This is a genomic window from Arthrobacter zhaoguopingii (assembly GCF_009828595.1).
Taxonomy (GTDB): domain Bacteria; phylum Actinomycetota; class Actinomycetes; order Actinomycetales; family Micrococcaceae; genus Arthrobacter_D; species Arthrobacter_D zhaoguopingii.
Genome location: NZ_WPNY01000007.1, coordinates 32,966 through 53,351, shown reverse-complemented (window position 1 = coordinate 53,351; position 20,386 = coordinate 32,966). Strand labels below are relative to the sequence as shown.

The 20,386-nt window shown below is 65.2% G+C and carries 24 protein-coding genes; 15 read left to right on the top strand and 9 right to left on the bottom strand.

The genetic code is table 11. The annotated features are described in order from the left end of the window. Window positions 1-53: 53 nt before the first annotated feature. Window positions 54-452, bottom strand: coding sequence for an MmcQ/YjbR family DNA-binding protein (locus tag GVV86_RS10685; protein WP_159619782.1), 399 nt, complete (start codon window positions 450-452; stop codon window positions 54-56). Between the two features lie 111 nt (window positions 453-563). Here GVV86_RS10685 and GVV86_RS10680 point away from each other — a divergent pair, with 111 nt between their 5' ends. The 4 genes from GVV86_RS10680 to GVV86_RS10665 all read left to right on the top strand — a co-directional run bounded on the left by GVV86_RS10680 (window position 564) and on the right by GVV86_RS10665 (window position 3,935). Next, window positions 564-1,847, top strand: a complete 1,284-nt coding sequence (locus GVV86_RS10680; RefSeq protein WP_159802789.1) for an SAM-dependent methyltransferase — start codon at window positions 564-566, stop codon at window positions 1,845-1,847. 259 nt (window positions 1,848-2,106) lie between these two features. Beyond that, window positions 2,107-2,847 (top strand): alpha/beta fold hydrolase, encoded by a 741-nt coding sequence (locus GVV86_RS10675; protein WP_159802788.1) that lies wholly within the window; start codon window positions 2,107-2,109, stop codon window positions 2,845-2,847. Between the two features lie 104 nt (window positions 2,848-2,951). Then, on the top strand, window positions 2,952-3,626 hold the full coding sequence (locus tag GVV86_RS10670) for an LmeA family phospholipid-binding protein (protein WP_159802787.1): 675 nt from the start codon (window positions 2,952-2,954) through the stop codon (window positions 3,624-3,626). A gap of 120 nt (window positions 3,627-3,746) precedes the next feature. Beyond that, window positions 3,747-3,935 carry a bleomycin resistance protein gene (locus GVV86_RS10665; protein WP_159619790.1) on the top strand — a complete coding sequence of 63 codons (189 nt, stop codon included), beginning with the start codon at window positions 3,747-3,749 and terminating at the stop codon, window positions 3,933-3,935. A 24-nt stretch (window positions 3,936-3,959) separates the two neighbouring features. Here the strand turns inward: GVV86_RS10665 and GVV86_RS18910 are convergent, their stop codons facing one another. After that, complete coding sequence (locus GVV86_RS18910; RefSeq protein WP_343206291.1) at window positions 3,960-4,628, bottom strand: VOC family protein; 669 nt, start codon at window positions 4,626-4,628, stop codon at window positions 3,960-3,962. A gap of 210 nt (window positions 4,629-4,838) precedes the next feature. Next, complete coding sequence (locus GVV86_RS10655; RefSeq protein ID WP_159802786.1) at window positions 4,839-5,342, bottom strand: hypothetical protein; 504 nt, start codon at window positions 5,340-5,342, stop codon at window positions 4,839-4,841. Between the two features lie 200 nt (window positions 5,343-5,542). Between GVV86_RS10655 and GVV86_RS10650 the strand changes: the two genes are divergently transcribed. Further along, window positions 5,543-6,142, top strand: coding sequence for a hypothetical protein (locus GVV86_RS10650; protein WP_159802785.1), 600 nt, complete (start codon window positions 5,543-5,545; stop codon window positions 6,140-6,142). 83 nt (window positions 6,143-6,225) lie between these two features. Here the strand turns inward: GVV86_RS10650 and GVV86_RS10645 are convergent, their stop codons facing one another. Next, complete coding sequence (locus GVV86_RS10645; protein WP_159802784.1) at window positions 6,226-7,767, bottom strand: LTA synthase family protein; 1,542 nt, start codon at window positions 7,765-7,767, stop codon at window positions 6,226-6,228. 298 nt (window positions 7,768-8,065) lie between these two features. On the opposite strand from GVV86_RS10645, the gene GVV86_RS10640 reads away from it, so the two are divergent. Both GVV86_RS10640 and GVV86_RS10635 read left to right on the top strand, forming a co-directional pair. Then, complete coding sequence (locus GVV86_RS10640; protein ID WP_159802783.1) at window positions 8,066-8,797, top strand: DinB family protein; 732 nt, start codon at window positions 8,066-8,068, stop codon at window positions 8,795-8,797. 86 nt (window positions 8,798-8,883) lie between these two features. Next, window positions 8,884-9,291 (top strand): VOC family protein, encoded by a 408-nt coding sequence (locus GVV86_RS10635; RefSeq protein ID WP_159802782.1) that lies wholly within the window; start codon window positions 8,884-8,886, stop codon window positions 9,289-9,291. A gap of 110 nt (window positions 9,292-9,401) precedes the next feature. Here the strand turns inward: GVV86_RS10635 and GVV86_RS10630 are convergent, their stop codons facing one another. Further along, on the bottom strand, window positions 9,402-10,964 hold the full coding sequence (locus GVV86_RS10630) for a multicopper oxidase family protein (RefSeq protein WP_201291433.1): 1,563 nt from the start codon (window positions 10,962-10,964) through the stop codon (window positions 9,402-9,404). A gap of 23 nt (window positions 10,965-10,987) precedes the next feature. Then, the gene (locus GVV86_RS10625) at window positions 10,988-11,413 is read right to left on the bottom strand and encodes a hypothetical protein (protein ID WP_159802780.1); all 426 of its coding nucleotides are present in this window, start codon (window positions 11,411-11,413) and stop codon (window positions 10,988-10,990) included. Window positions 11,414-11,583: 170 nt separating this feature from the next. Between GVV86_RS10625 and GVV86_RS10620 the strand changes: the two genes are divergently transcribed. The 3 genes from GVV86_RS10620 (at window position 11,584) to GVV86_RS10610 (ending at window position 13,902) form a co-directional block, all read left to right on the top strand. Beyond that, the gene (locus GVV86_RS10620; protein WP_159802779.1) at window positions 11,584-12,747 is read left to right on the top strand and encodes a sensor histidine kinase; all 1,164 of its coding nucleotides are present in this window, start codon (window positions 11,584-11,586) and stop codon (window positions 12,745-12,747) included. Further along, window positions 12,744-13,433 (top strand): response regulator transcription factor, encoded by a 690-nt coding sequence (locus GVV86_RS10615; RefSeq protein ID WP_159802778.1) that lies wholly within the window; start codon window positions 12,744-12,746, stop codon window positions 13,431-13,433. Before GVV86_RS10620 ends, GVV86_RS10615 begins: the two co-directional genes overlap by 4 nt. 307 nt (window positions 13,434-13,740) lie before the next feature. Continuing rightward, window positions 13,741-13,902: a hypothetical protein gene (locus tag GVV86_RS10610; RefSeq protein WP_159802777.1), complete on the top strand. Its 162-nt coding sequence runs from the start codon at window positions 13,741-13,743 to the stop codon at window positions 13,900-13,902. 69 nt (window positions 13,903-13,971) lie between these two features. On the opposite strand, the gene GVV86_RS10605 is transcribed toward GVV86_RS10610, so the two are convergent. After that, on the bottom strand, window positions 13,972-14,433 hold the full coding sequence (locus GVV86_RS10605) for a hypothetical protein (RefSeq protein WP_159802776.1): 462 nt from the start codon (window positions 14,431-14,433) through the stop codon (window positions 13,972-13,974). 186 nt (window positions 14,434-14,619) lie between these two features. Here GVV86_RS10605 and GVV86_RS10600 point away from each other — a divergent pair, with 186 nt between their 5' ends. The 3 genes from GVV86_RS10600 to GVV86_RS10590 are packed head-to-tail and all read left to right on the top strand — an operon-like array spanning window position 14,620 to window position 16,658. After that, entirely contained in the window at window positions 14,620-15,327 is a 708-nt protein-coding gene (locus tag GVV86_RS10600; RefSeq protein WP_159802775.1) for an MSMEG_4193 family putative phosphomutase, read from the top strand. 9 nt (window positions 15,328-15,336) lie between these two features. Then, complete coding sequence (locus tag GVV86_RS10595) at window positions 15,337-15,891, top strand: DUF3090 domain-containing protein (protein ID WP_159802774.1); 555 nt, start codon at window positions 15,337-15,339, stop codon at window positions 15,889-15,891. Then, on the top strand, window positions 15,891-16,658 hold the full coding sequence (locus tag GVV86_RS10590) for an SCO1664 family protein (protein WP_159802773.1): 768 nt from the start codon (window positions 15,891-15,893) through the stop codon (window positions 16,656-16,658). The genes GVV86_RS10595 and GVV86_RS10590 overlap by 1 nt, the downstream gene beginning before the upstream one ends. 165 nt (window positions 16,659-16,823) lie before the next feature. Here GVV86_RS10590 and GVV86_RS10585 read toward each other — a convergent pair whose 3' ends face one another. Then, window positions 16,824-17,057 carry a hypothetical protein gene (locus tag GVV86_RS10585; protein ID WP_159802772.1) on the bottom strand — a complete coding sequence of 78 codons (234 nt, stop codon included), beginning with the start codon at window positions 17,055-17,057 and terminating at the stop codon, window positions 16,824-16,826. A 323-nt stretch (window positions 17,058-17,380) separates the two neighbouring features. On the opposite strand from GVV86_RS10585, the gene GVV86_RS10580 reads away from it, so the two are divergent. Then, on the top strand, window positions 17,381-18,631 hold the full coding sequence (locus GVV86_RS10580) for a phospholipase D-like domain-containing protein (protein ID WP_246669956.1): 1,251 nt from the start codon (window positions 17,381-17,383) through the stop codon (window positions 18,629-18,631). A gap of 101 nt (window positions 18,632-18,732) precedes the next feature. Here the strand turns inward: GVV86_RS10580 and ppk2 are convergent, their stop codons facing one another. Beyond that, the gene (gene ppk2 / locus GVV86_RS10575) at window positions 18,733-19,605 is read right to left on the bottom strand and encodes a polyphosphate kinase 2 (RefSeq protein WP_246669955.1); all 873 of its coding nucleotides are present in this window, start codon (window positions 19,603-19,605) and stop codon (window positions 18,733-18,735) included. Between the two features lie 349 nt (window positions 19,606-19,954). Here ppk2 and GVV86_RS10570 point away from each other — a divergent pair, with 349 nt between their 5' ends. Continuing rightward, the gene (locus GVV86_RS10570) at window positions 19,955-20,365 is read left to right on the top strand and encodes a hypothetical protein (protein ID WP_159802771.1); all 411 of its coding nucleotides are present in this window, start codon (window positions 19,955-19,957) and stop codon (window positions 20,363-20,365) included. The last annotated feature ends 21 nt before the right edge of the window (window positions 20,366-20,386 follow it).

The following is a 20,386-nucleotide window of genomic DNA, read 5'->3' as shown; positions in this document are numbered from 1 at the left end:
GTCCTGCTACATGAGCCGTCCGCGAAAGTTCGCCGGACGGCTCATGGCGTTTTTCAGGGAGCGCCGGTCGACCAGCCCAGTCCCTCCCGGGCCGTTGCGGGCAGGGATGCGACGATCAGGTCGTAGGAGTCCTCGATCATGTCGTGCACGGTCCCGGCGGACAGGCTCCCGTCGAGCCTCACTCCGTTCCAGTGCCTCTTATTCAGGTGCCAGGCGCCGGTGATCTCCGGGTGCGCTGCGCGGAGCTGGACGGCAAGAGCCGGATCGCACTTCAAGGAAATGGACAGCGGGCGGGCGTCGACGCCGACCAAGGCGAAGATCTTCCCAGGGACAGGCCTCCTGTCCTGCTGCCGCACCCTGACCCGGAACACCGCGGTCTCCGGGCCGAAGGGGTAGTCCTCGTAGGCGCCAGGGAAGGACAGGCACGTGGCGCGGAGCCAGTCGAAGTCCATGCGACCACCCTAACTGTGCCTCCTTTAGCGGGACCAGCGCCGGCCGGGTGCGGGATGTCCGCCGCCGAACTGCCTCTGGCTCCCCCGGACGAGTCGTAGTAGACAGGGGGCATGACGAAGAGGACCGGAGTGGCACCCCGCCTGGCCGAAGCCCTGGGGATCGTGCTCGGCACCCAGGAGATTCCGCTGAGGCTCCGGGCGTGGGACGGTTCGGAGGCCGGACCCTCCGGAGCGCCCGTGATCGAGTTCCGCTCCCGGCGGGGGCTTCGGCGAATGCTGTGGTCGCCGAACCAGCTCGGCTTGAGCCGTGCATATGTGGCCGGCGATATCGACGGGCCCGGCGACCTCTTCGAGAGCTTCTCCGCGCTCAGCTCGGTGGGCAAATTTGCCGAACTGAAGGCGTTTCGCCCTCCCACCCTGGGCGAACGTTCCGCGCTGCTCCGCACCGCGGTCCGCGTAGGTGCGCTTGGGCTTCCGCCTGCGCCGCCGCCGGAGGAAGTGAACGTCACGCGGTTTGGAAGACAACACTCCAAGAAGCGTGACGCAGCAGCGATTTCCTCGCACTACGACGTCGGCAATGACTTCTATGCCTTGGTGCTCGGCCCGTCAATGGTCTACTCCTGCGGGGTCTGGAAGGACGAAAACACCGGCCTGGATGCGGCACAGGAGGCGAAGCTCGACCTGGTTTGCCGAAAACTCGACCTTCGGCCCGGCATGCGCGTGCTCGACGTGGGCTGCGGCTGGGGCAGCTTCGCGCTGCACGCCGCCCAGAACTACGGAGTCGACGTCGTCGGCGTCACGCTCTCCAAGGAGCAGGCGGCCCTCGGGCGGAAGCGGGCCGCCGATGCCGGGCTCGCCGACCGCGTCGATATCCGGGTCCAGGACTACCGCGACGTCACCGATGGTCCGTTTGACGCCATCAGCTCGATCGGCATGGCCGAACATGTCGGCCGGGAGCAGATCGTGAACTACGCGTCCCACCTCTTTGGCCTACTGTGTCCCGGCGGGCGCCTGCTCAACCACGCGATTTCATGGAACGCCGGCGACATGCCGCCTGATCCCGACTCGTTTATCCCCCGCTACGTCTTTCCCGACGGCGAAATGCTCAGCCTCACCGTCATGCTCGGGGCGCTCGAGTCGGCCGGCCTCGAAGTGCTCGACGTCGAAGCGCTGCGCCTGCACTACGGACTGACGCTGCGCGCCTGGGTGCGCAACCTCGAGCAGAACTGGGACGAGGCGGTACGGCTAACGAGCGAGGGGCGGGCCCGGGTGTGGCGGTTGTACATGGCGGCGAGCGCGCTCGGCTTCGAGCGGGGACTGAACGGCGTCAACCAGGTGCTGGTGCGTCGCCCGGGCGGGGGAAACCCGCCGCTGCGGCTGCACGAATGGATCTAGGCGTCCGGTAGGACACCACCGTTACGAGCCGCCCCCTGCCGCCCACGCAGGCCGCCCACGCGGAGATCACGTTGGAGGGGTGAAGGGACCGGCCCGCCCGGTGCCCCTGCAGTTCATCTGCAGTCCTCAAACATTGACGCCTGCTTGAGCGCGTCTTTACATTCCCCGGCCACCATTGAACTCGGGGGCTCATCAATCCCTGGACCGGTTACAGCCTCAGCACAGGCGAAGGCAGCCGTCCTCATTCAAAGGAGACAACATGACGCAGTCCACCCCCGATTCGGCCGCCGGCCCCACAGTGGTCCTGATCCACGGCGCGTTCGCCGACAGTTCCAGTTGGAACGGCGTCGTCGAACGGCTTCAGGACGCCGGAGTACCCGTACAGGCCGTCAGCAATCCGCTGCGCGGCATCTCCCACGACTCGGCGTACGCCGCCAGCGCCATCCGGCAGATCCCCGGACCTGTGCTCGCCGTCGGGCACTCCTACGGCGGCGCGGTCATCACCAATGCGTCCCCGCAGACCGACAACGTTGTTGGGCTGGTCTTCGTCGCGGCCTTCGCCCCCGACGAGGGTGAAACCCTGGAGGGCATCGAAAACGGCTCCACTGACAGCGTCCTCAACACGGCACTGATCCCCACTCAGTACCCCGTGGGGCAGGACTCCGAGACGGCAGTCGAGCTTACGGTTGACCCTGCGAAGTTCCATGACGCCTTTGCCTCCGATGTGTCCGTGAAGGAGGCAGCGGTGATGGCCGCCACGCAGCGCCCCGTCGCCGCCGCTGCCTTCGGCGAGCCGACGGGAACGCCTGCCTGGAAGACCCTGCCGTCCTGGGCCGTCGTACCGACCGGAGACAAGGCCGCCGGCAGCGACGTGCTGCGTTCCATGGCGCAACGGGCTCAAGCGACGATCACCGAGACCGAAGGCTCGCACGTCATCATGGTGTCCCAGCCCCAGATCGTCACCGACGTCATTCTGCAGGCACTGGAGGGCATCCGCTAATTCAGGCCGAGCGGGCACCGCGAACTCCGGACACAAGGTGACCTCCGGCGTATCCGACCAACAGGGGTATCGCTCCTCAGGCGGTGAGCCATCAGACTGTCCTCATGGAGTGGAAGCGTGCGAAGGACTGGCTGATCGGTGCTGTGGGGATGGTCCTCGTTCTGGGCGTTGCGCTCGTCGTCCTTTGGTGGGCGGCAAGCGACCCGGCGAGCGCAGACAAAGCGGAGCGGATGCCGTCGCCCACACAGGGCGCCTTGCCACCGGACGGGCTGCGTGAGGACGAGGTGTGGCTCGCCGACCTTGACCTCGACGCCGGGACGGTGGTGACGGCCGGATCGTTGCTCCACGACGTCCGCGCGGTCGGCCAGGACATCGTCTCGGGCCCCGAGGGGCTTGTCGCCGGCCGGCTCGCCGTGGACGCGACGGTGCCGTTCGAGGTGCTGGCCGACGAGCTCGGCGGCGGGTCGGTGGTCCGGGCCGCCGACGGCGGCCAGGCCACGGTCGTCCGTACGGTCGAGGCCCTGGGCCGCGAACTGCGCGTCACCGCGACCGGTACCGTCGATGTTGAGGATGGCAGGCTGGTTGTCGAACCGCGCTCGATCGACATCGGCGGGCCGGACTTCCTCTCCGATGCCACCGCCGCCGTGGTGCGTAGGTTCGTGACCGTTGAGCACGACATCGAGGGACTGCCGGAGGGCCTCGTGCTCCACGACGTCGCGGTCCGGGACGACGGGTTCCGCGCCAGCCTCCGGGGCGAGGACGTCGAACTCACCCCCTGAGGTGTGCTCGTCCTGAAATATTCTTCCAAGATCCTTCGCAATTCGGGAGAATGGTCCCCCGGCGACCCGCGCTGCGGCTCCCGTTAACCATCAGCGACTAACGTTTGGGAAGGACCAGCAATGGACGTGTCGACACTGACCTCACTTCTCCATGAGGCCGAGGAACACCACGGCAAGTACGAAGCGGAAGCCGCTCCACACGCATGGCCGGACTGGTACGCAGCGTTTATCGTCTCGCGGGACCAGGGCCGCACTCCGGAACAGGCGTACGACGACGCGGTCGCCCACCTCGAGGGAGGTGGGCAGTAACCACCCCCGGGGGCCCTCCCGATGTTATGACGTCTGTTTTTCGCCGCTCTGCTCCTGTGCGAGGTACGAGGCGTACCACTGCGCCCAGTTAGGGTCCTCCTGGGTGTTGCGCTTCTCGAGGTCCTGATAGGCCGCGGCGGCGCGCTCGAGTGCCTGTGCGAGGTCGGCGGGCGAGCCGAACGCTGTCCCGCCTTGGACGCGGCCGGGGAACCGCTGGGTGATCTCCTGCAGGATCCAGCTGTTTCCGTCCGGATCACTGAACGAGACGAATGACCCGTACGTGCCGCGCTCCGGGTGGGGGCCCGGAACGGGCTCGTCGTTGCCGGGGAACCTGCACGCGTAGCCGGACTCGCAGTGGAAGACCTCACTGGCATCGACACCGCGGGAGACGAGGTCCCGGCGCGCTGCTTCGATGTCGGTGACGATCAGGTGCGTGCCCTGGGCCGATCCCGGCTCGGCCAGGGTGACCTGCCTGCCGAACTGGACCGAGCATCCGGAGCCGGGGGGTGTGTATTGAAGGCTACGGAAGTCCCCGTCGACGCGTTCGCCGTCGAGCCTCCACCCCAGGCTGTCGTAGAACTGTTTGGCGCGGTCGACGTCGGCAACCGGTATAACGATCACCTCCAGCTTCATGTCCACTGCGGCACCCAGCGCCGCGGTCTCGGGGCTGGTATCGGGTTCTGTCGGGTTCACGTTGGCCTCCCTTGTCGTACCCTCTCAGGTCAGCCTCAGGGTGGCACCGCGGAGCACCCGGCGCAAGGGTCCCCCGCTGGTGTTACGTGCCGGCGAACCCCTGCTCGCCGTTGTAGCTCTGCGGCCCCGGGCAGGTGCTAGGCGTCCGAGCGTCGACGGGCCTGAAGGTCGCCCGGCCGCGTCGACACCTGGAATGGCGCATTTGGGACGCTAGCTGGCGCCCTGGTCCTGTTCGGCAATGTCGAGCGTGGTGCAGATGTTCGGGACGTCGTTGACCGTGCACAGCCGATACGGTCCGGGTCGGATGCTGTCCGGGATGGTGAGGCTGTCCGGGCCGGGTCCGGCGATGGCAACGGCCGACCACGCCTTGTTCTCGGCGTCATCGGCGGACCACCACGTTGGGGAACCTGAGCCGGCGTAGCCGGCACTCGTGGCGCTCAGATAGTAACGGACATGCCACGTGTCGCCGTCCTGTTCCTCCAGGACCCAGCCGACGCCCCGCTCGGTTCCCTCCGGGAAGCGCACGTGGACTGTCTGTCCCTGGGTTACCGGGGAAGCCGAGACTTCAAGCAGCTCAGGGCGCATCTGCGCCTCGGGATCATGCGCCCCCGGTCCCCGGGCCCCTGCTGCACCACACCCGGCCAACAGCGCACCGAAGAGAACCACGGCAGCCCAGGAGAAGATTGACTTCCATCGGACAGGGTATCCGTTCACGGCACCGACCTCCTTGGTGGGCATCCTAGCCTCACCGAGGACTGCCGTCACTGTTCCCCGCGGTGATCCTGCCGGTGCCGCGGCCGGCAGTCATGGGAGCACGATCAGGCAGGATCTGCGCCTGCCCGGGCACGACTGGGATAGGCTCGATTCGGACCGGATCGCGCATCGATCCCAACTGTCGGGGGCAGGGAAATACCATGGATCCATTGGGAGGCGTAAGCCACGACGTCCTCCGCATCCTTCCCTGGGCCGCGTCCATCGTTTTCGCGCTCGCGGTCGGGCTTTGGCGTCCGCGCAAGCTTCACTGGACCGCGCTTGCTTCGGTCCTCCTTTTCGCGGCCCTCAATGCGGGTGCCGCAATCTACGTCCTGAATTCTTTCGACGATCCGCGGTGGTCTTCAGAGGAGGATTCGTCCCTGAGCGCCCCATCGTTATCCGGGACGCCCATTGTGGGTGAGTATCTGGGCCCCCTGGATTCCGCCCTGGACGACGTGGTCGGCGGGGTGAACGAGTTCCTCGCCTTCAAGCAGGCACTTCCCGTCGCGCTGGACTTCCTTGCCGCGTCCGGCTGGGCCCTCCTGGCGTCATTCCCGCTTGCTATTCTCGCCGCCGGCATCGGCTTCGCGATGGCCCGGCGCCGGACGGCTGCCTTCGATCGATACCGCGCCGACGTCGACCTGCTTAAGAAAGAGCTTGAGCTGCTCAAGCGGCAGATTTCCTCGGGTCGTTCCGGCGCCACTGCGCTGCCTTCCGGGCACGAGGACAGCGAGGTACTGCCCAGACCCACGCGGAGCTGAGCATCCAGATGGCTGCCGGCGTTCGCGCGTGACGGAGCTTCGCGGCCGGAGGGGCTGTGCCTCGCCGTCGGGCAGGGAAGGCGCTACCGGGCGTCCCTGCCGGCCCAGGCCTCCGTATAGAACAGCGGGGAACGCGACTCCAGCAGTTCACCATAGGCGTCAGGCTTCATCGCCTGGGCTGAACTCTTTGGCACCGCCGGAGCGAAGGCGGACACGCCCAGCCCGGCTTCTCGATCCTGCAGGGTCAGCCCGGCGGCTTCGAGAAGCGTGGGGTAAAGGTTCAGCTGATCAATCCGGGGGCGCAGCGCGCCGTCCGGGTCCCCGCCCGGAATCCAGATCCGGTTGAAGATGGTGCGGTTGGGATGGTTGTCCAGCTGCTCGTGAAAGGCGTCATTCGCGCCCATGTGCTTGAGGTGGTCCCCCATGATCACCACGGCGGTGTCGTCAAGGTAGCCCTTCTCCTTCATATGCTCAACGAACCCGGCCACCTGGGTCATGGAGCAGGAGAACACCGAGGTGACCTCCTCCTGGGTATCCACGTCGCAATAGTCGAAGATGTACGCCGGCTCGTGGGTGTCCAGCGTCAGCACCGTGAGGTTGAACGGCTCACCGGTCCTCTCCGCTTCGGCGTGCAACCCGTCGATCTCTTCCTTGGCATAGGCCATCAGGCGTTCATCGCTCAGGCCCCAGTCGCTGCGGAAGTTCTTCTGCGGCTCGCCGGCGGCACGCCAGTCGGAGAGATCCTTCTGCTCGGAGTAGCCATGGCTGCTGAGGAAGGTGCCCTTCGCGGCGAAGGCGGCGTTGGCGCCGCCCAGGAAGACGTTGGTGTAGCCGTGCTCATCCAGGACATCACCCATGCAGGTGAGCCCTCCCAGGTAGGTGTCGAGACCGCCGCCGAGGTCATTGCCCGCGGCGGAGCCCACGCCCTTCAGCGGAACGCCGCACTGCGTCGCGACGAGACCCGACATCGTCCAGCCTCCACCCTCGTACTGCTGGAAATCATCGACGCTTTGCCAGCCGTCCGAGGCCCTGGTCGCCTCCTTCAGCGGAGCGAACGCGTCCTTCTCGAAGAGCCGGTCGTTGGCGAGGGTGGCCTCGCCGGACTCGAGGTAGATCACCACCAGGTTGCGCTTGTCGTCGTTGTTGGTGACGATCGGCTTCACGTAGTAGTCGCCGATGTCGTATTTGGAGTTCGCCGCCCGGATGTAGTCCCCGAGGCCCACCGTGGTGGCGAAGGCCGTGGTGCCGCCGACGACGACGGCGGCCACCAGAGCGGTGGAGACGGTGTGCATCATCCACTGACGGCGACGAGGACGGTCACCGTCGCCGTTGCGGCGGCGTCTGCGGCGGCGGAGGGACTGCCACATCGCCACCCCGACGGTGATGAGGAGGGGCACGACGCCGATTCCCAGGATTCCGGTCCACACGATGGGCCCGCCCCCGCCGTCAGTTTCCACGGATACGAGGTTCAGGAGCATCTGACCGACGGAAATCTCGCCCCAGTACATACGGATGCCGAGGGAGGCGATGAGCAGCGCGAGTCCGGCCCAGATCAGGACGTAGATAACGATGCGGCCCACGACGACGCCGACCCGTCGGGTCACGTGAAGAATCCGGTCAGACATCGTTACACCTCGCATTCCAGCTGCCCGGGCGTTCAACGAACAACCCGTTTTCGGGCCGATCGAAGCCTAGTGCCGCTACCCTACCCGTTCAACAGTCGTTCACCCCTTGGTAACGAGCCGTCTACCCCAGCATGTGGTGGTTCAACGCCCGGGTGCCGGGAATCGTTCGGCGGCGGTTCGGGACAGCCGTGGAATTGTTGCGTTGCATAGTGGGCCGAGCGGACTTCCGCTACCTGTCACGATGCGGATCGCTCCGGAAGGGTGTGAGGTTGAGGTGGCTCTGTCTGATAATGGGGCGATGACGACCTATTTCGGCACGAAGGAGTTTGAGGGGGCGACCTTTGTCAAGACGAGTTTCAAGGGCGCCACTCTGCGATTCTCCGATGTCAGCGGTGTGTCGATGCGCGGCGTCGACGTGGACGGACTCGACATCGACAGCCACGACCTATTCTTCGGCAGCCTCTTAATAAACGGGGTCGACGTGGTGCCGCTCGTGGACGCCGAGCTGAACCGGCAGTTCCCGGGCCGCGAACTGCAGAAGGCACAGACCCCCGAAGGACTGCGCGAGGGGTGGAACGCAGTCCAGTCCGCGTGGCAGCACACGGTAACGAATACGCCGCCGGACTTGGTGGATGCCCGGATAGACGACGAGTGGTCCTTGGCGCAGACCCTGCGGCACCTCATTCTGGCTACCGATGCCTGGCTCGGCGGCGGGATCCTGCAGAAGGAGCAGCCGTTCCACGAGATCGGGCAGATTTTTACCGGTGCAGCTGAGATGGGGTTCGACATGTCGATCTTCCGCGTGGACCCGCCGGCGTACGAGGAGATCCTCGCGGTTCGGGCAGAGCGACAACGGCAGGTAACAGAATTTCTGGCCACGGCCACGGTGGATTTGCTCGCGGAGGAACGCGCGGACCCGTGGGGCGGCGGTGACTGGCGTCCCAGCGTCGGCGACTGTATCCGCGTGATCCTAGAGGAGGAGTGGGCGCACCTGCGCTACATCCGACGGGATCTCGCTCGTATTCCTTGAAGGGAAAACCAGCCAGCCAAGCAGCGTGAAGACATTCTCGGCGCGTCAGGATGTTACTTCGATGGCCGGGGGTGGAAACTCGGTGCATGACCTCCTTCATTTCGCATACGACCATTGATTGCGCCGATGCCTTCGCTCTCTCGAACTGGTGGAAGCCGGTGCTGGGCTACACCGACATCGAGGGTGATCCCAACGAGGCCGGCGATGAGGAGTGCATGATCCAAGACCCAGCAACCGGTCATCGGCTGTTATTCATCGAGGTGCCGGACGCCGCGGCGGCCAAGCGGCGATGCGGCAAGAATCGCCTTCATCTGGACCTGCGGCCGCGTGATCGCACCCGCGACCAGGAGCTGGAGTCGCTGCTGGCTCACGGGGCCACGACGGTGGACGACCTCCGCGGCAAGGATGGACCCGGTACGGGGTGGGTTGTACTTGCCGACCCCGAAGGCAATGAGTTCTGCATCCTGCGCTCCAAGGCCGAGGCGGGTTTATAGCCCGTCGCGCAGAGATGAGGCGCTAGATGCCGGTTCATCATTTGCCGGCACCCTAACCCCCGTACGGAGGCTTCTCGCACGCCAGAGTGCACCGCCCCATCGAATCAGTGTCAGACCACCTCGAAGTTAGCCATCATCATCATGTCTTCGTGTTCGAGATTGTGGCAGTGAAAAACATACCTGCCCCGGTAGCCGTCGAACCGGATGAGGAGCTCGGCCCGTCCGCCATTGTCAAGATTGACGGTGTCTTTCCATCCATGGTTGTAGCGGCCGGGATCGTCGTTGCCGTTCCGGCCAAGGACTTGGAAGGGTGCGAGGTGGATGTGGAAAGGGTGCTCGACGTTCGCGGCGCGGATCGTCCATTTCTCCGTCGTACCGAACCTGGGTTCCGCTATGAGGGTGTCGGGGCTGAAGGGCTTGCCGTTCACTGTCCACAGGGTCATGCCATGGGCCCGGGCACCACCGCGCGCGAAGACGAACTCCCTCTCAACGGTGACGTCGTCTGGTGAGAGAGTTTCGAGATCGACGAGCCGGTTAGGCACGGCGCCGGTGTCCGTTTCGCGCCGGGTGACAATGAACCGCATGATGTCGGCGGTCCGGCCCGCACCCCGCTCATTGGTCATGGTGATCTCGTCACCGACTTCATGCCCGGAGAAGTCCACAATGACGTCGAAGCGCTCCGCCTGGGCAATGTCGATTTCCTCGTGCTCGATCGGTCTGGCGATCAGCCCGAGGTCGCTTCCGACCTGGATGAAGTGTTGTCCGCCGTCGAGCCTGAGGCGGTAGCGGCGGGCGTTGGAGGCGTTGAGGATCCGGAAGCGGTATTTCACGGCGGCGACTTCCAGCACCGGCCACGGGGCACCGTTGACGAGGAGGCAGTCCCCTAGGACCCCGCTCATATAGTCCGCGGTGACGCCGGGGGTTCCTTCCAATGAGGGGTCGACGGAGGGGTACAGGAAGGAGCCGTCGGCAGCGAACGCGCGGTCGGTGATCATCAGCGGGACATCACGGTCGCCGCTGGGCAGCCCAAGCGCGTCCTCGACGTCGTCGTGGATGAGATGGAAGCCGGCCAGCCCCCGGTAGACCTGGGGGCCGGTGAAGTCCATTCGATGATCGTGGTACCACAACGTGGCTGCGGGCTGGTTCATTTCGTAGATGTAGTCCCTGCTCCCGGCTGTCGTGGCGCCCTCGTGGTGGGAGTGTCGGTCCCCGCCGACGACGGGCAGGATGAGATCGGTCGGGTATCCGTCATGCTCCGGGGCGGTCCTGCCGCCGTGAAGATGGACACTCACCGGAACGGGGAGCTCGTTGCGGTGTGTGACGATGGTGCGTCTGCCGCGCCGCGAGACGATGGTGGGTCCGGGAAACAGTCCGTCATAACCCCAGACCTCGGTCAGAACTCCGGGGAGGATCGACGCGAGACCGGCCTTCTGGGTGATCTCGTAGTGGTCCGCTGTGCCATCAACGCTCACCGGTTCGAGGACGGGCGGCACCGGCAGACGGGCGCGGAAAGCAGCAGGTAGTGTGAGCCGGCTTTTCAACAGGCGGCCGGCGCTGCCTTCGATACTGTTGTTCGAACCACCGCTGTCGATGGTGCAGCCGGCGAAGAGGTTGGAAAGGGTGAGGCCGGCTACGGTCAGGCCACCTGCTTTGAGGGCGGTACGCCGCGACACTGCGGGCGCCTCGCGCTTGGCCATTAGCGGGCTGCCCGGGACGGGCTGCGGCCCGCGCGCATCCGCTGGAGGAGGAGAGCCAGCCCGCCGGTGATCAGGCCCCAGAGTGCGTTGGTGATGAGCAGCGGAATGATGGCCAGCGGCATTGCGAGGGGTCCCTGCAGCTCGCCGGTGAGGATGGGGGAAAGCACTGCGCTGAGCACGATCGAAGCAAGCGCGTACGTGAGTCCGGCAGCTACGAGGGTGAGGACCGGGTGAGGCACACGGCTGAGGCCCACGATGAGGACCCAGGCCGCGGTGATGGCCGCGGTAAGGATCAATGGAGTTGCCGGTTTGCCGAGGGCATCGCTCAATCCCACGATGGAGAACAGCGGGCGGATCAGCGCCAGGGCGGTCAGGCCGAGGATCAGCGGCCAGTGAAGGCTTTGGAGTGTCGATGATGATTTCATGGCTTCCACGCTATTTCCGGACCGGATCTTGGCGTGTCAGCTCAAGCTCGTCACTTGCTGCGGGGAGCTGCGTCACAAAGCGATGTTCGGTTGTCGCTTTTGGATGTACACCCGCGGGGGTGCTGCGGTGCCACCATTGAAGGACTGGACACCGACATCAGGAGTGGATCATGTCCGCGGAGACAGTTGCGCACGCCGATGAGGTGCCGGCCTGGGTTCTCACCGTGCTGGTCGCCGTGGGACAGGCTGTGGTGGTCGCGCTCATTCTTGCCGTCGGCTCTGGTGCCAGCGCGGATCAGAGCTACGGTCCTTACCTGTTCGCGGCCTGCTTCGGTGCGCTTCTGCTGTTCCGCAGGGAACTGCCCGTGGGTGTCCTGGCCCTCAGCATCCTTGGAGTGTTCATCTACTACGCCATCGACTACCCGCCGATCGGTATGGCCCTCCCCGTCGTTGGTGCTTTCTACAGCGCCGCCGAACGCGGACGGGTCCTCACAGCGGCCCTCGCAGGAGCAGTGCTGCTGACGGTGTCTCTGTTCTTCCGAACGAGCGACGGCGAATCAAGCGCCGTCCTTGCCTATGACGTCATCACTAACGCAGCTCTCATCGGGTGCGCCATCGCGCTGGCGTTGGCGGTGAGCAGCCGTCGTTCCCTGCGTGATCAGCACGAACGCATGGCGCGTCTGGAGCGCCGGCACCAGCAGGAAAGGACTGCCCGGCAGCTCGAGGCCGAACGCCTTCGGATCGCACGTGATGTCCATGACTCCATCGGGCATGCCCTGTCGCTCGTCTCCGTACAAGCCCGCGTCGCACAACAAGCCCTGGGCAAGGACGACGACGCAGCCGTCCACGCGCTCGACAATGTTGTCAGTGCCACGGGATCATCGCTGGGAGACCTGCGCCGCACGATCGCCATGCTTCGGACAGATCCCGACACAACCGATCACGCGCCGCTGACCCTGAGCGGCATATCGACCACGGCACAGGCAGCACGTGATGCCGGACTTGCCGTTGACCTCCTGATCGATGTTGGGGCCGCCGCCATCACCGCATCCACGGCAAGCACAGCCTTCCGCATAGTTCAGGAAGCGATCACCAATGTGCTCCGGCACGCACAGGCGACAGCCGTGAAAGTGATTGTCCGGGTGAAAGATGATGCGTTGTATCTCCGGGTCCTCGACGATGGCGTGGGCGCCGACACGCGGACCCTCGTTGAGGGCCGGGGCCTGGCAGGAATGCGGGAACGTGCGGCGCTGCTCGGCGGCGATGTCAGGATCGAGGCAGGTCCGTCCGGCTTCACCGTCAACGCCATGCTTCCGATGGGGGACGACAAATGATCAGGGTCGTTATCGCCGAGGACGAGGCGCTGCTGCGCAGCGGCCTGATAGCCCTCGCCGAACACGACGGCGACATCAAGATCGTCGGCGAAGCGGACCAAGGCGGAGCCGCTCTGGCCCGAGTCCGCGAGACGCGACCGGATGTTGTTCTCATGGATATCCGGATGCCTGGACTCGATGGCATCACCGCGACGCAACTCATCACCCAGGATCCCCACCTGGCCACCATCCCTGTCTTGGTCCTGACGACATTCGCCGAAGACCAAACAGTCATCGAGGCACTGAGGGCCGGTGCGGCCGGCTACCTCCTCAAGGACGTAGCTCCCCCCGAGCTGCGCCAGGCCATCCGGACGGTAGCCGCGGGCCGGCCGGTGCTCTCGCCGGAGGTGACCGCCACGCTCATGCGAGCCGCCGCCAGCTCACGCCCCGCCGCTGATTCCGAGCTCATCGCTCACCTGGCCCCTCGGGAAATCGAAGTCTTGGCAGAAATAGGCCACGGAATGAACAACGCAGAAATAGCCGGACGCCTGTTCATCAGTCCCGCGACCGCCCGAACCTACGTGAGCAGACTTCTTCGTAAACTCGACGCCCGCGACCGATCCCAGCTTGTCGTCATCGCCCACCGCAGCGGCCTCATCGACGAGAACCGGTACCGAACGGCGAGTTACGACCCCCTCGGTCAATAATGCGCGGCACTCCTCCGTCGGTGCGATGCACCTGAGAAGATAGGCACGCAGAAGCGTCGAAGAACAAGGATGATGAACATGCTGAGGACCTCCGGGGGCGGTATGGCCATGGTGAGTGGGGTGGCCCTTCGGGTCTGCTGTGCGCCCCGGCCGATGCCCGCCTCCCCGTGCGCAGTGGACAGATCCCGGAGCTGATCCCGACCAGCGCGTCGACAATATCTCCCGCCCGGGTCTGCAACATCCGCACGCACAACGCCGGCAGAGGCCGATTGTTCCCGATCCTCCTCCACCACAAAGGCGATTCTTCATGCAACCCCTCTCCATCGAGGACATCCGCTCCTCCTTCATCAACGCCACCCGGTCCGAGACCGTAAAGCGCACTCCGCGACGTGGAGGTCGTCCTGCTGTGGCCTCCCGCAGCAGGCAGGACCTTGCCGATAAATCACAACAGGCCTTCGCGCCGGTCTAGATTGAGCGCTGCGGGACCACAGGTGTGAGGTATCAGGGCGTGTCCCGGTCAGCACGTTCCGGGACGGTTTTAGCCCCAGTATTCTGCCTGCGGGCAGAGATTCTCGAGTCTCTCAAAGTCGTAGGTATCGATCTCCGAGTACGGGCTCCAGCCGCCGTCCATGTCGATGAAGGCCTGAAGTGAGGGCCTGTCGGGAGCTTCATATCCTTGTTCTGCAAGGCAGTCCGCTGATTCCATCACGGCTGCGTACATTTCCGACCACTGCCCGTCGTCGAACGTTGCGGGGTTCGGGAGCAGGCCTTCCCCGCAGTCCTCGGCGTCCCTCCGGTACAGGTCCAACTGCTCTTCGGACACGGACGAAGACGAGACCGAGATCGCGCCGTCGTCGGTGATGGAGACCGCCCAACCCCGGTCGCGCAGGCAGGCACTCTGGCGGTTGGTCGCGTCCTCCGCCGAGGTTGCGTGGGACGTGGGTTCGCGTGGCTCCTCGGCGGCGCAACCAGTCAAGAGAGCCAGCGTGGCCGCCGCCATGAGCAGCCCCGCCCGATGCGCCAAGGTTGGCCTGCGGCGCGGCCCCGTTGTATGCGCACGCCCAAAGCCCCCCACGGTCTTCATGCGGGCAAACTAGCATGCGATGCAGGTGAGCGTCAGGAAAATTGCGGAAGCGCTCCCCCGCGTTGGGAGTCTGGCCGTCGAGTGGATGGTTAGGCTGGGTGGATGGCAACAGTTCTTCTCGTGCGGCACGGCCGCACCACAGCCAATGCCACCGGACTGCTGGCCGGTCGGGCCGCCGGCGTCGGGCTGGATCAGACCGGGCGCGATCAGGCGGCCCTCACCGGTGACCGGCTCGCGGCCGTGCCGGTCGTCGGAGTGGTGTCCAGCCCCCTCGAGCGGTGTCAGCAGACCGCCCGGTTCATCCTCGATCGCCAAGCCGGCACCCCTCACTCACCAGTCGATCCGGACCTCACGGAATGCGACTACGGTCAGTGGCAGGGCCGTATGCTCAGTGAGCTCGCGACGGAGGATCTGTGGTCGGTGGTGCAGTCGCAACCGTCCGCCGTCACCTTTCCCGGCGGCGAGTCCATGGCCGCGATGCAGGCCCGGTCGGTGGCAGCGATTCGACGCCACGATGCAGCCTTCGAAGCCGAGCACGGGCCGGGAGCCGTGTGGGTGGCGGTGAGCCACGGCGACATCATCAAGTCGATCCTTGCGGACGCGCTCGGCGTGCACCTCGACCTGTTCCAGCGCATCACGGTCGGTCCGGCCTCGGTGTCGATCGTGCGCTATGGCACGAGCCGGCCGAACGTCCACGCCACCAACACCGACGCCGGAGATCTGTCCTGGCTGGCGAACAGCGCCCCCTCCGGCGATGCGCCGGTGGGCGGTGGCGCAGGGCACACGGCGCCACCGGCTTCCTCAGCCTAAAATAGTCCTATGCCTACAATCGTTCACGAGTTCCCCTGGCCTGACCGGGTCGTCATCGGCACCATCGGCGCTCCGGGGGAACGAACGTTCTACCTGCAGGCGCGCACCGGGAAGCAGATCGTGAGTATCGCCCTGGAGAAGCAGCAGTCCGCGCAGCTCGCGGAGAAGATCGACGAAATCCTCGATCAGCTCAGCACACTCGACGGCAACCCTTTCAGCGTTCCCACGAGTACTCCGATCGAACTTGTCGACAATGACCAGCTCGACGCCGTTGAGGAGCAGTTCCGGACCGGCGCGATGAGCCTGGGCTGGGACCCGACGACGGCGCAGATCGTCGTCGAGGCCTACCCTCTGGCCGACCTCGAAGCCGATGACGAGGCCGAAACCCTCGATGACGACGACGCTGACGGCTCCGAAGTGCTACGGGTGCGGATGCCGGTCGGCACGGCCCGCGCGTTCGCCAAGCGCACCCGCGAGGTCGTGGGTGCCGGGCGTCCGATCTGCCCGCTCTGCGGCTACCCGATGGACGCCGACGGGCATACCTGCACCCTTCCCGAGGACTGATGCCGGCACCCGACCTGGCGGCCGCCGACCTGACACTGACCGGCCGCATCACGACGGCGTCGAATGCCACCTTCCTGGGCAGCATCGCCGGAATCGCGGTCGTCTATAAGCCGATAGCGGGCGAGAGCCCGTTGTGGGACTTTCCCGACGGCACCCTGGCTCAGCGGGAGGTCGCCGCTTACCTCGTCTCCCAGGTGGCCGGCTGGAACGTCGTGCCGAAGACCTGGCTGCGCGACGGTCCGCTCGGCGAAGGAATGGTGCAGCTCTGGCAGGAACAGGATCCCGCCCAGAACGCCGTGGACCTAGTCGCGACAGACAAGGTGCCCGAGACCGGGTGGAAGCCCGTTCTCGAGGGCCAGGATCAGGACGGACGGATGGTCGCCCTCGTTCACGAAGACTCGCCGGCGCTCAGGCGCATGGCGGTGTTCGACATCGTCGTCAACAACGCCGACCGCAAGGGCGCCCATATCCTCGCGATGACCGACGGACACCGGCACGGCGTGGACCACGGGCTCACCTTTCACAGCGACCACAAGCTGCGCACGGTGCTGTGGGGGTGGCTGGGAGATGCATTGACCGCCGAGGAACTCGACGGCATCGAGCGGGTCAGCGAAGGACTGCACGGTGAGCTGGGCCGCAGCCTGGCGGACCTGCTCACCGAAGAAGAAATCGCTGCACTCGCCGCGCGCTGCACCCGGTTGCGCCGGGCGGCGCGGTTTCCGGCTCCGAGCGGTGGGATGCCGGCAGTTCCCTGGCCGCTGTTCTGAGGGAAATGTCGCCACGGCCTTTGCACTCCGGCATAGAGGACGTAACGGTCAGTCAACACAACGTCCGACAGCAGGGCGATGATCGCACAAGGGCCCACTCGTGGATGAGTGAGCCCTTGTGTGCGGCGCGTGGATCTTCATTTCAGATCCTCCGAATTATGCGGCCTAGTAACCGGGGCGGGTCGGATCGTTGACGCCGGTGGTGCCCGTCGTGCCTGTCGTGCTTGTGGTTCCGGCGGTGCGGGTGTCACTGGTCGTGGTGCTGCCCACGGTACGGACATGGTCAACGTGCTCTTTCTTGTTCCTCTTCAGCAGGCCGAGAAGGCCCAGAAGGCCCAGGAGGCCCCACAGGCCCGCGTCGCCGTTGTCATCGTCGCTTTCCTGGGTCTGCTGCCCCACGAAGAATGACAACACCGATTGCTGAGTTCGCCGTCGGGGCTTTTTCCGGCGGAAAGTGGGGCCTGCTCCCACATACCCTTGCAGTTTCTCGAACTTTCCTTCGCCGCTGACAGAGCGGAGGAACGGGTGCCACGGAAATGATTCATCAGTCTCTTGATGTTTTCGTCCTGTGGGGCGCTGGAATGCTGGGTCGGCGGTCGCTGAAAACTCGTGATCCGCGACCAGAGGCGGGAGGTTCCGGGCAACGAATCATCCGTTCTGAAGTCCTATCCGGCAGGCAGAAGCGCTGGTAGTCCGTCGACGGGCGCGGATAGGCTGAACCGGTGGCTCCTCCTTCCTTCTTGCACCCGCGTGGTCTCCGCACCGTGGCTTTGCGCGCCCTCGGAGGCTTCATCGCGGTTCAGGCGACCGTGATCGCCATCCTGATCGCCGCGGACGCGCTCAAGCGCCGATCCCGGGTCCGGCGCTCCAGATTCCCGCGGCCCGGCATATTCGAGCACACGGTGGGCGACACGGGCACCCGAATCCACACCTACGGGGAGGATCTCTACCGCGACATGCTCGCCGCCATCGATGGCGCGCAGCGCCGCATCCTGATGGAGACCTATCTGTGGAAGAACGACGGCGTGGGCCGGCAGTTCCGGGACGCGCTCAACGCTGCTGCAAAACGCGGCGTCGAGGTGTACCTGATCTACGACGGCTTCGGCAATCTGGTCGTGCCCTCCTCGTTCTACCGTTTCCACCCCGCCGTGCACGTCTTCCGCTTTCCCGTCGTGCGCCCGCGTCTGCTCCTTACCCCGTTGCGTGCAACCGGATTGACTCACCGCAAGCTGCTGGTGGTCGATGACGAAACCGGGTTCATCGGCGGCTACAACATTGGCTCGCTCTACGCCACACAGTGGCGCGACACCCACGTTCGTCTCACCGGGCCTGCCGCCTTTGAACTGGGGCATTCCTTCACGGCCCTGTGGAACCATCCCTGGGGGCCGCAGCCGAAGCTGCCGCATTCGCATCTTGCGGCGTGGAATTCGCAGCTGCACGCCGTCAACAACGTCCCGGCCAATCTGGTCTACCCGATCCGCAGTGTCTATCTTGATGCCATCCACCGCGCCAGGGACCACATCTATCTCACCACCGCCTACTTCATCCCCGACCAGCAAATCCTCACCGCGCTGATCGAGGCAGCCCAGCGCGGTGTGGATGTGAGGGTGATCGTGCCGGAAAACTCGAACCATGTGCTGGCCGACTGGCTCTCGCGCGGGTTCTACTCCGCGCTGCTGGCCGAAGGGATCACGCTGCTTCTCTACCGCCACGCCATGATCCACGCCAAGACCGCGACCATCGACGGTCAGTGGTCAATCGTCGGCACCGCCAACATTGACCGGCTCAGCCTCAGTTTCAACTACGAGAGCAACCTCATCGTCCACGATCCGGACTTTGCCGCGGACATGGAAGAAATTTTCGCGACCGACAGCGCGAACTGCCTGGAATTGTCCTCCCAGATGTGGGAACGGCGCCACCCCGCCGCCTGGTTCGCCGAAACAGTCCTCCGGCCTCTGCGGCCATTCCTCTGAGTGAAGTCCCGTCGCCCTAACGCGATGTAAAACCAGACCACCGCGCGTAGTGTCGGCACATCCGCTCAGGGTGATCCACTCAGCGGGACTTATTGATCCAATCAACCGGACTTACGCTCGGCGGAATCCTTCTCCTTGCCCTTCGGCGCTTTCTCCGACTTTTCGATCTCGTAGCGCTGGGGCACGAACCGCTGGCGGTCCAACGGCGGCCGCTCGTAGTTCCGGTCCTGGCGGTCGGGCAACTCGATGTCCGGCAACTCCGGCTGCTCGTAAGGCAACAGCGACAGCAGATGGGCCATCAGGTTGAGCCGGGCCTCCTTCTTATTGTCGGCGTCCACCACCCACCACGGGCTGCGCTCGGTGTCACTGAACTCAAACATCTTGTCCTTGGCCTCTGCGTAGTCAACCCAGCGGGCCTGCGCTTCGAGGTCCATGGGGCTCAGCTTCCATCGCTTGGCCGGGTTATCGATGCGGCTTTGGAATCGACGGCGCTGCTCGGAGTCGGAAAGACTCAACCAGTACTTCACCAGGACGATACCGTCGGCAATCAGTGCCTCCTCGAGCCGGGGCACAGTGTCGGCGAATTGGGCATACTGCTCGTCAGTGCAGAAACCCATCACCCGCTCCACCCCGGCCCGGTTGTACCAGGACCGGTCGAAGAGCACCATTTCGCCGGCCGCCGGCAGATGGGCGATGTAGCGCTGAAAGTACCACTGCGACCGCTCGCGCTCCGTCGGCGCCGGGAGTGCAACAACGCGGCAGGAGCGCGGGTTGAGCGCACCGCTGATGCGTTGGATCGTTCCGCCCTTACCGGCTGTGTCGCGTCCTTCGAAGATAACAACCAGCCGCGTCCCGGTTTTGCGCACCCACTCCTGCAGGGCGACCAGTTCTTCCTGCAACCGCAGCAGTTCCTTTTTGTAGTCCTTCTTGGACAGGACCTGGGAGCTTGCCTCATCGGGCGTTTTCTTGACCACACTTCGTATCCTGCCCCAGACCGCACTATTCGGGGAGGTGCTTTCACTGTGCGGACCAAAGGACCACGAGAATTGACATTCTGGGAGAACCCGTCGCACGGGTACTCGGAGTTTCTTATGACGCCTTTGCAGTAGCCAGGCGCTGACGGGAGCCAGCATCGGACCCGACCGGGGAAGCGCGGCTGAGGGACGGCGTACAGGCAGAATCCCGAACGATTCCACATCCGCTACTCCTCGAGGATAAGATTCGAGTTCGGTCCTTCACCATCGCGTCCCACGGGCTCCTACTCAGCGGGCGTGGAAGCTTCCTGGGGTTGGGTTGTGGAATTCGACGCATGGGGGATGAACGATGAAGGCTGACGGGGCGGTGACCGCAGGGTTTCTGCTAGCCGGGGCTCTTTTGATGAGCGCCTGCGGGGTTGGAGCTGGACCGGCTGTAGGCGCCGCCGGAGGCTCCGCCTTCTCGCCGGAGCCCACCGTTGGGGGCTATGAAGGGTGGTGGAACAGCACCCCTGTCTCGGGCGATACGTCCGGCCTGCCCAAGGAAACCGTGGCGGTCCGCACCGACACCGGCGAGGTCGTGGACGCTTCCACCCGGGACGAGAACGGGCGGGCCGCGGCTGTCGATCCGGATGACGTCGAGTACTCAGTGGTAGTGAACCCTGCATGGCCCCAAAAGTCGGTGGTCATCATCGACACCGAAACCGATGAAGTCATCGGGAGTTTCCGGGTCGACTCGTCCGGCACGCCCCTTCGCTAGGGACCGGAGCGCGCAGGTCGG

Bases quoted from the DNA above. Each gene is read 5' to 3' on its own strand.
- GVV86_RS10650 (WP_159802785.1), top strand. From the start codon at position 5,543: ATGGATCCATTGGGAGGCGTAAGCCACGACGTCCTCCGCATCCTTCCC.
- GVV86_RS10635 (WP_159802782.1), top strand. From the start codon at position 8,884: ATGACCTCCTTCATTTCGCATACGACCATTGATTGCGCCGATGCCTTC.
- GVV86_RS10570 (WP_159802771.1), top strand. From the start codon at position 19,955: ATGAAGGCTGACGGGGCGGTGACCGCAGGGTTTCTGCTAGCCGGGGCT.
- GVV86_RS10645 (WP_159802784.1), bottom strand. From the start codon at position 7,767: ATGTCTGACCGGATTCTTCACGTGACCCGACGGGTCGGCGTCGTCGTG.
- GVV86_RS10625 (WP_159802780.1), bottom strand. From the start codon at position 11,413: ATGAAATCATCATCGACACTCCAAAGCCTTCACTGGCCGCTGATCCTC.
- GVV86_RS10605 (WP_159802776.1), bottom strand. From the start codon at position 14,433: ATGGCGGCGGCCACGCTGGCTCTCTTGACTGGTTGCGCCGCCGAGGAG.
- GVV86_RS10595 (WP_159802774.1), top strand. From the start codon at position 15,337: ATGCCTACAATCGTTCACGAGTTCCCCTGGCCTGACCGGGTCGTCATC.
- GVV86_RS10615 (WP_159802778.1), top strand. From the start codon at position 12,744: ATGATCAGGGTCGTTATCGCCGAGGACGAGGCGCTGCTGCGCAGCGGC.
- GVV86_RS10665 (WP_159619790.1), top strand. From the start codon at position 3,747: ATGGACGTGTCGACACTGACCTCACTTCTCCATGAGGCCGAGGAACAC.
- GVV86_RS10620 (WP_159802779.1), top strand. From the start codon at position 11,584: ATGTCCGCGGAGACAGTTGCGCACGCCGATGAGGTGCCGGCCTGGGTT.
- GVV86_RS10610 (WP_159802777.1), top strand. From the start codon at position 13,741: ATGCAACCCCTCTCCATCGAGGACATCCGCTCCTCCTTCATCAACGCC.
- GVV86_RS10675 (WP_159802788.1), top strand. From the start codon at position 2,107: ATGACGCAGTCCACCCCCGATTCGGCCGCCGGCCCCACAGTGGTCCTG.
- GVV86_RS10640 (WP_159802783.1), top strand. From the start codon at position 8,066: ATGACGACCTATTTCGGCACGAAGGAGTTTGAGGGGGCGACCTTTGTC.
- GVV86_RS10670 (WP_159802787.1), top strand. From the start codon at position 2,952: ATGGAGTGGAAGCGTGCGAAGGACTGGCTGATCGGTGCTGTGGGGATG.
- GVV86_RS10590 (WP_159802773.1), top strand. From the start codon at position 15,891: ATGCCGGCACCCGACCTGGCGGCCGCCGACCTGACACTGACCGGCCGC.
- GVV86_RS10685 (WP_159619782.1), bottom strand. From the start codon at position 452: ATGGACTTCGACTGGCTCCGCGCCACGTGCCTGTCCTTCCCTGGCGCC.
- GVV86_RS10680 (WP_159802789.1), top strand. From the start codon at position 564: ATGACGAAGAGGACCGGAGTGGCACCCCGCCTGGCCGAAGCCCTGGGG.
- GVV86_RS10600 (WP_159802775.1), top strand. From the start codon at position 14,620: ATGGCAACAGTTCTTCTCGTGCGGCACGGCCGCACCACAGCCAATGCC.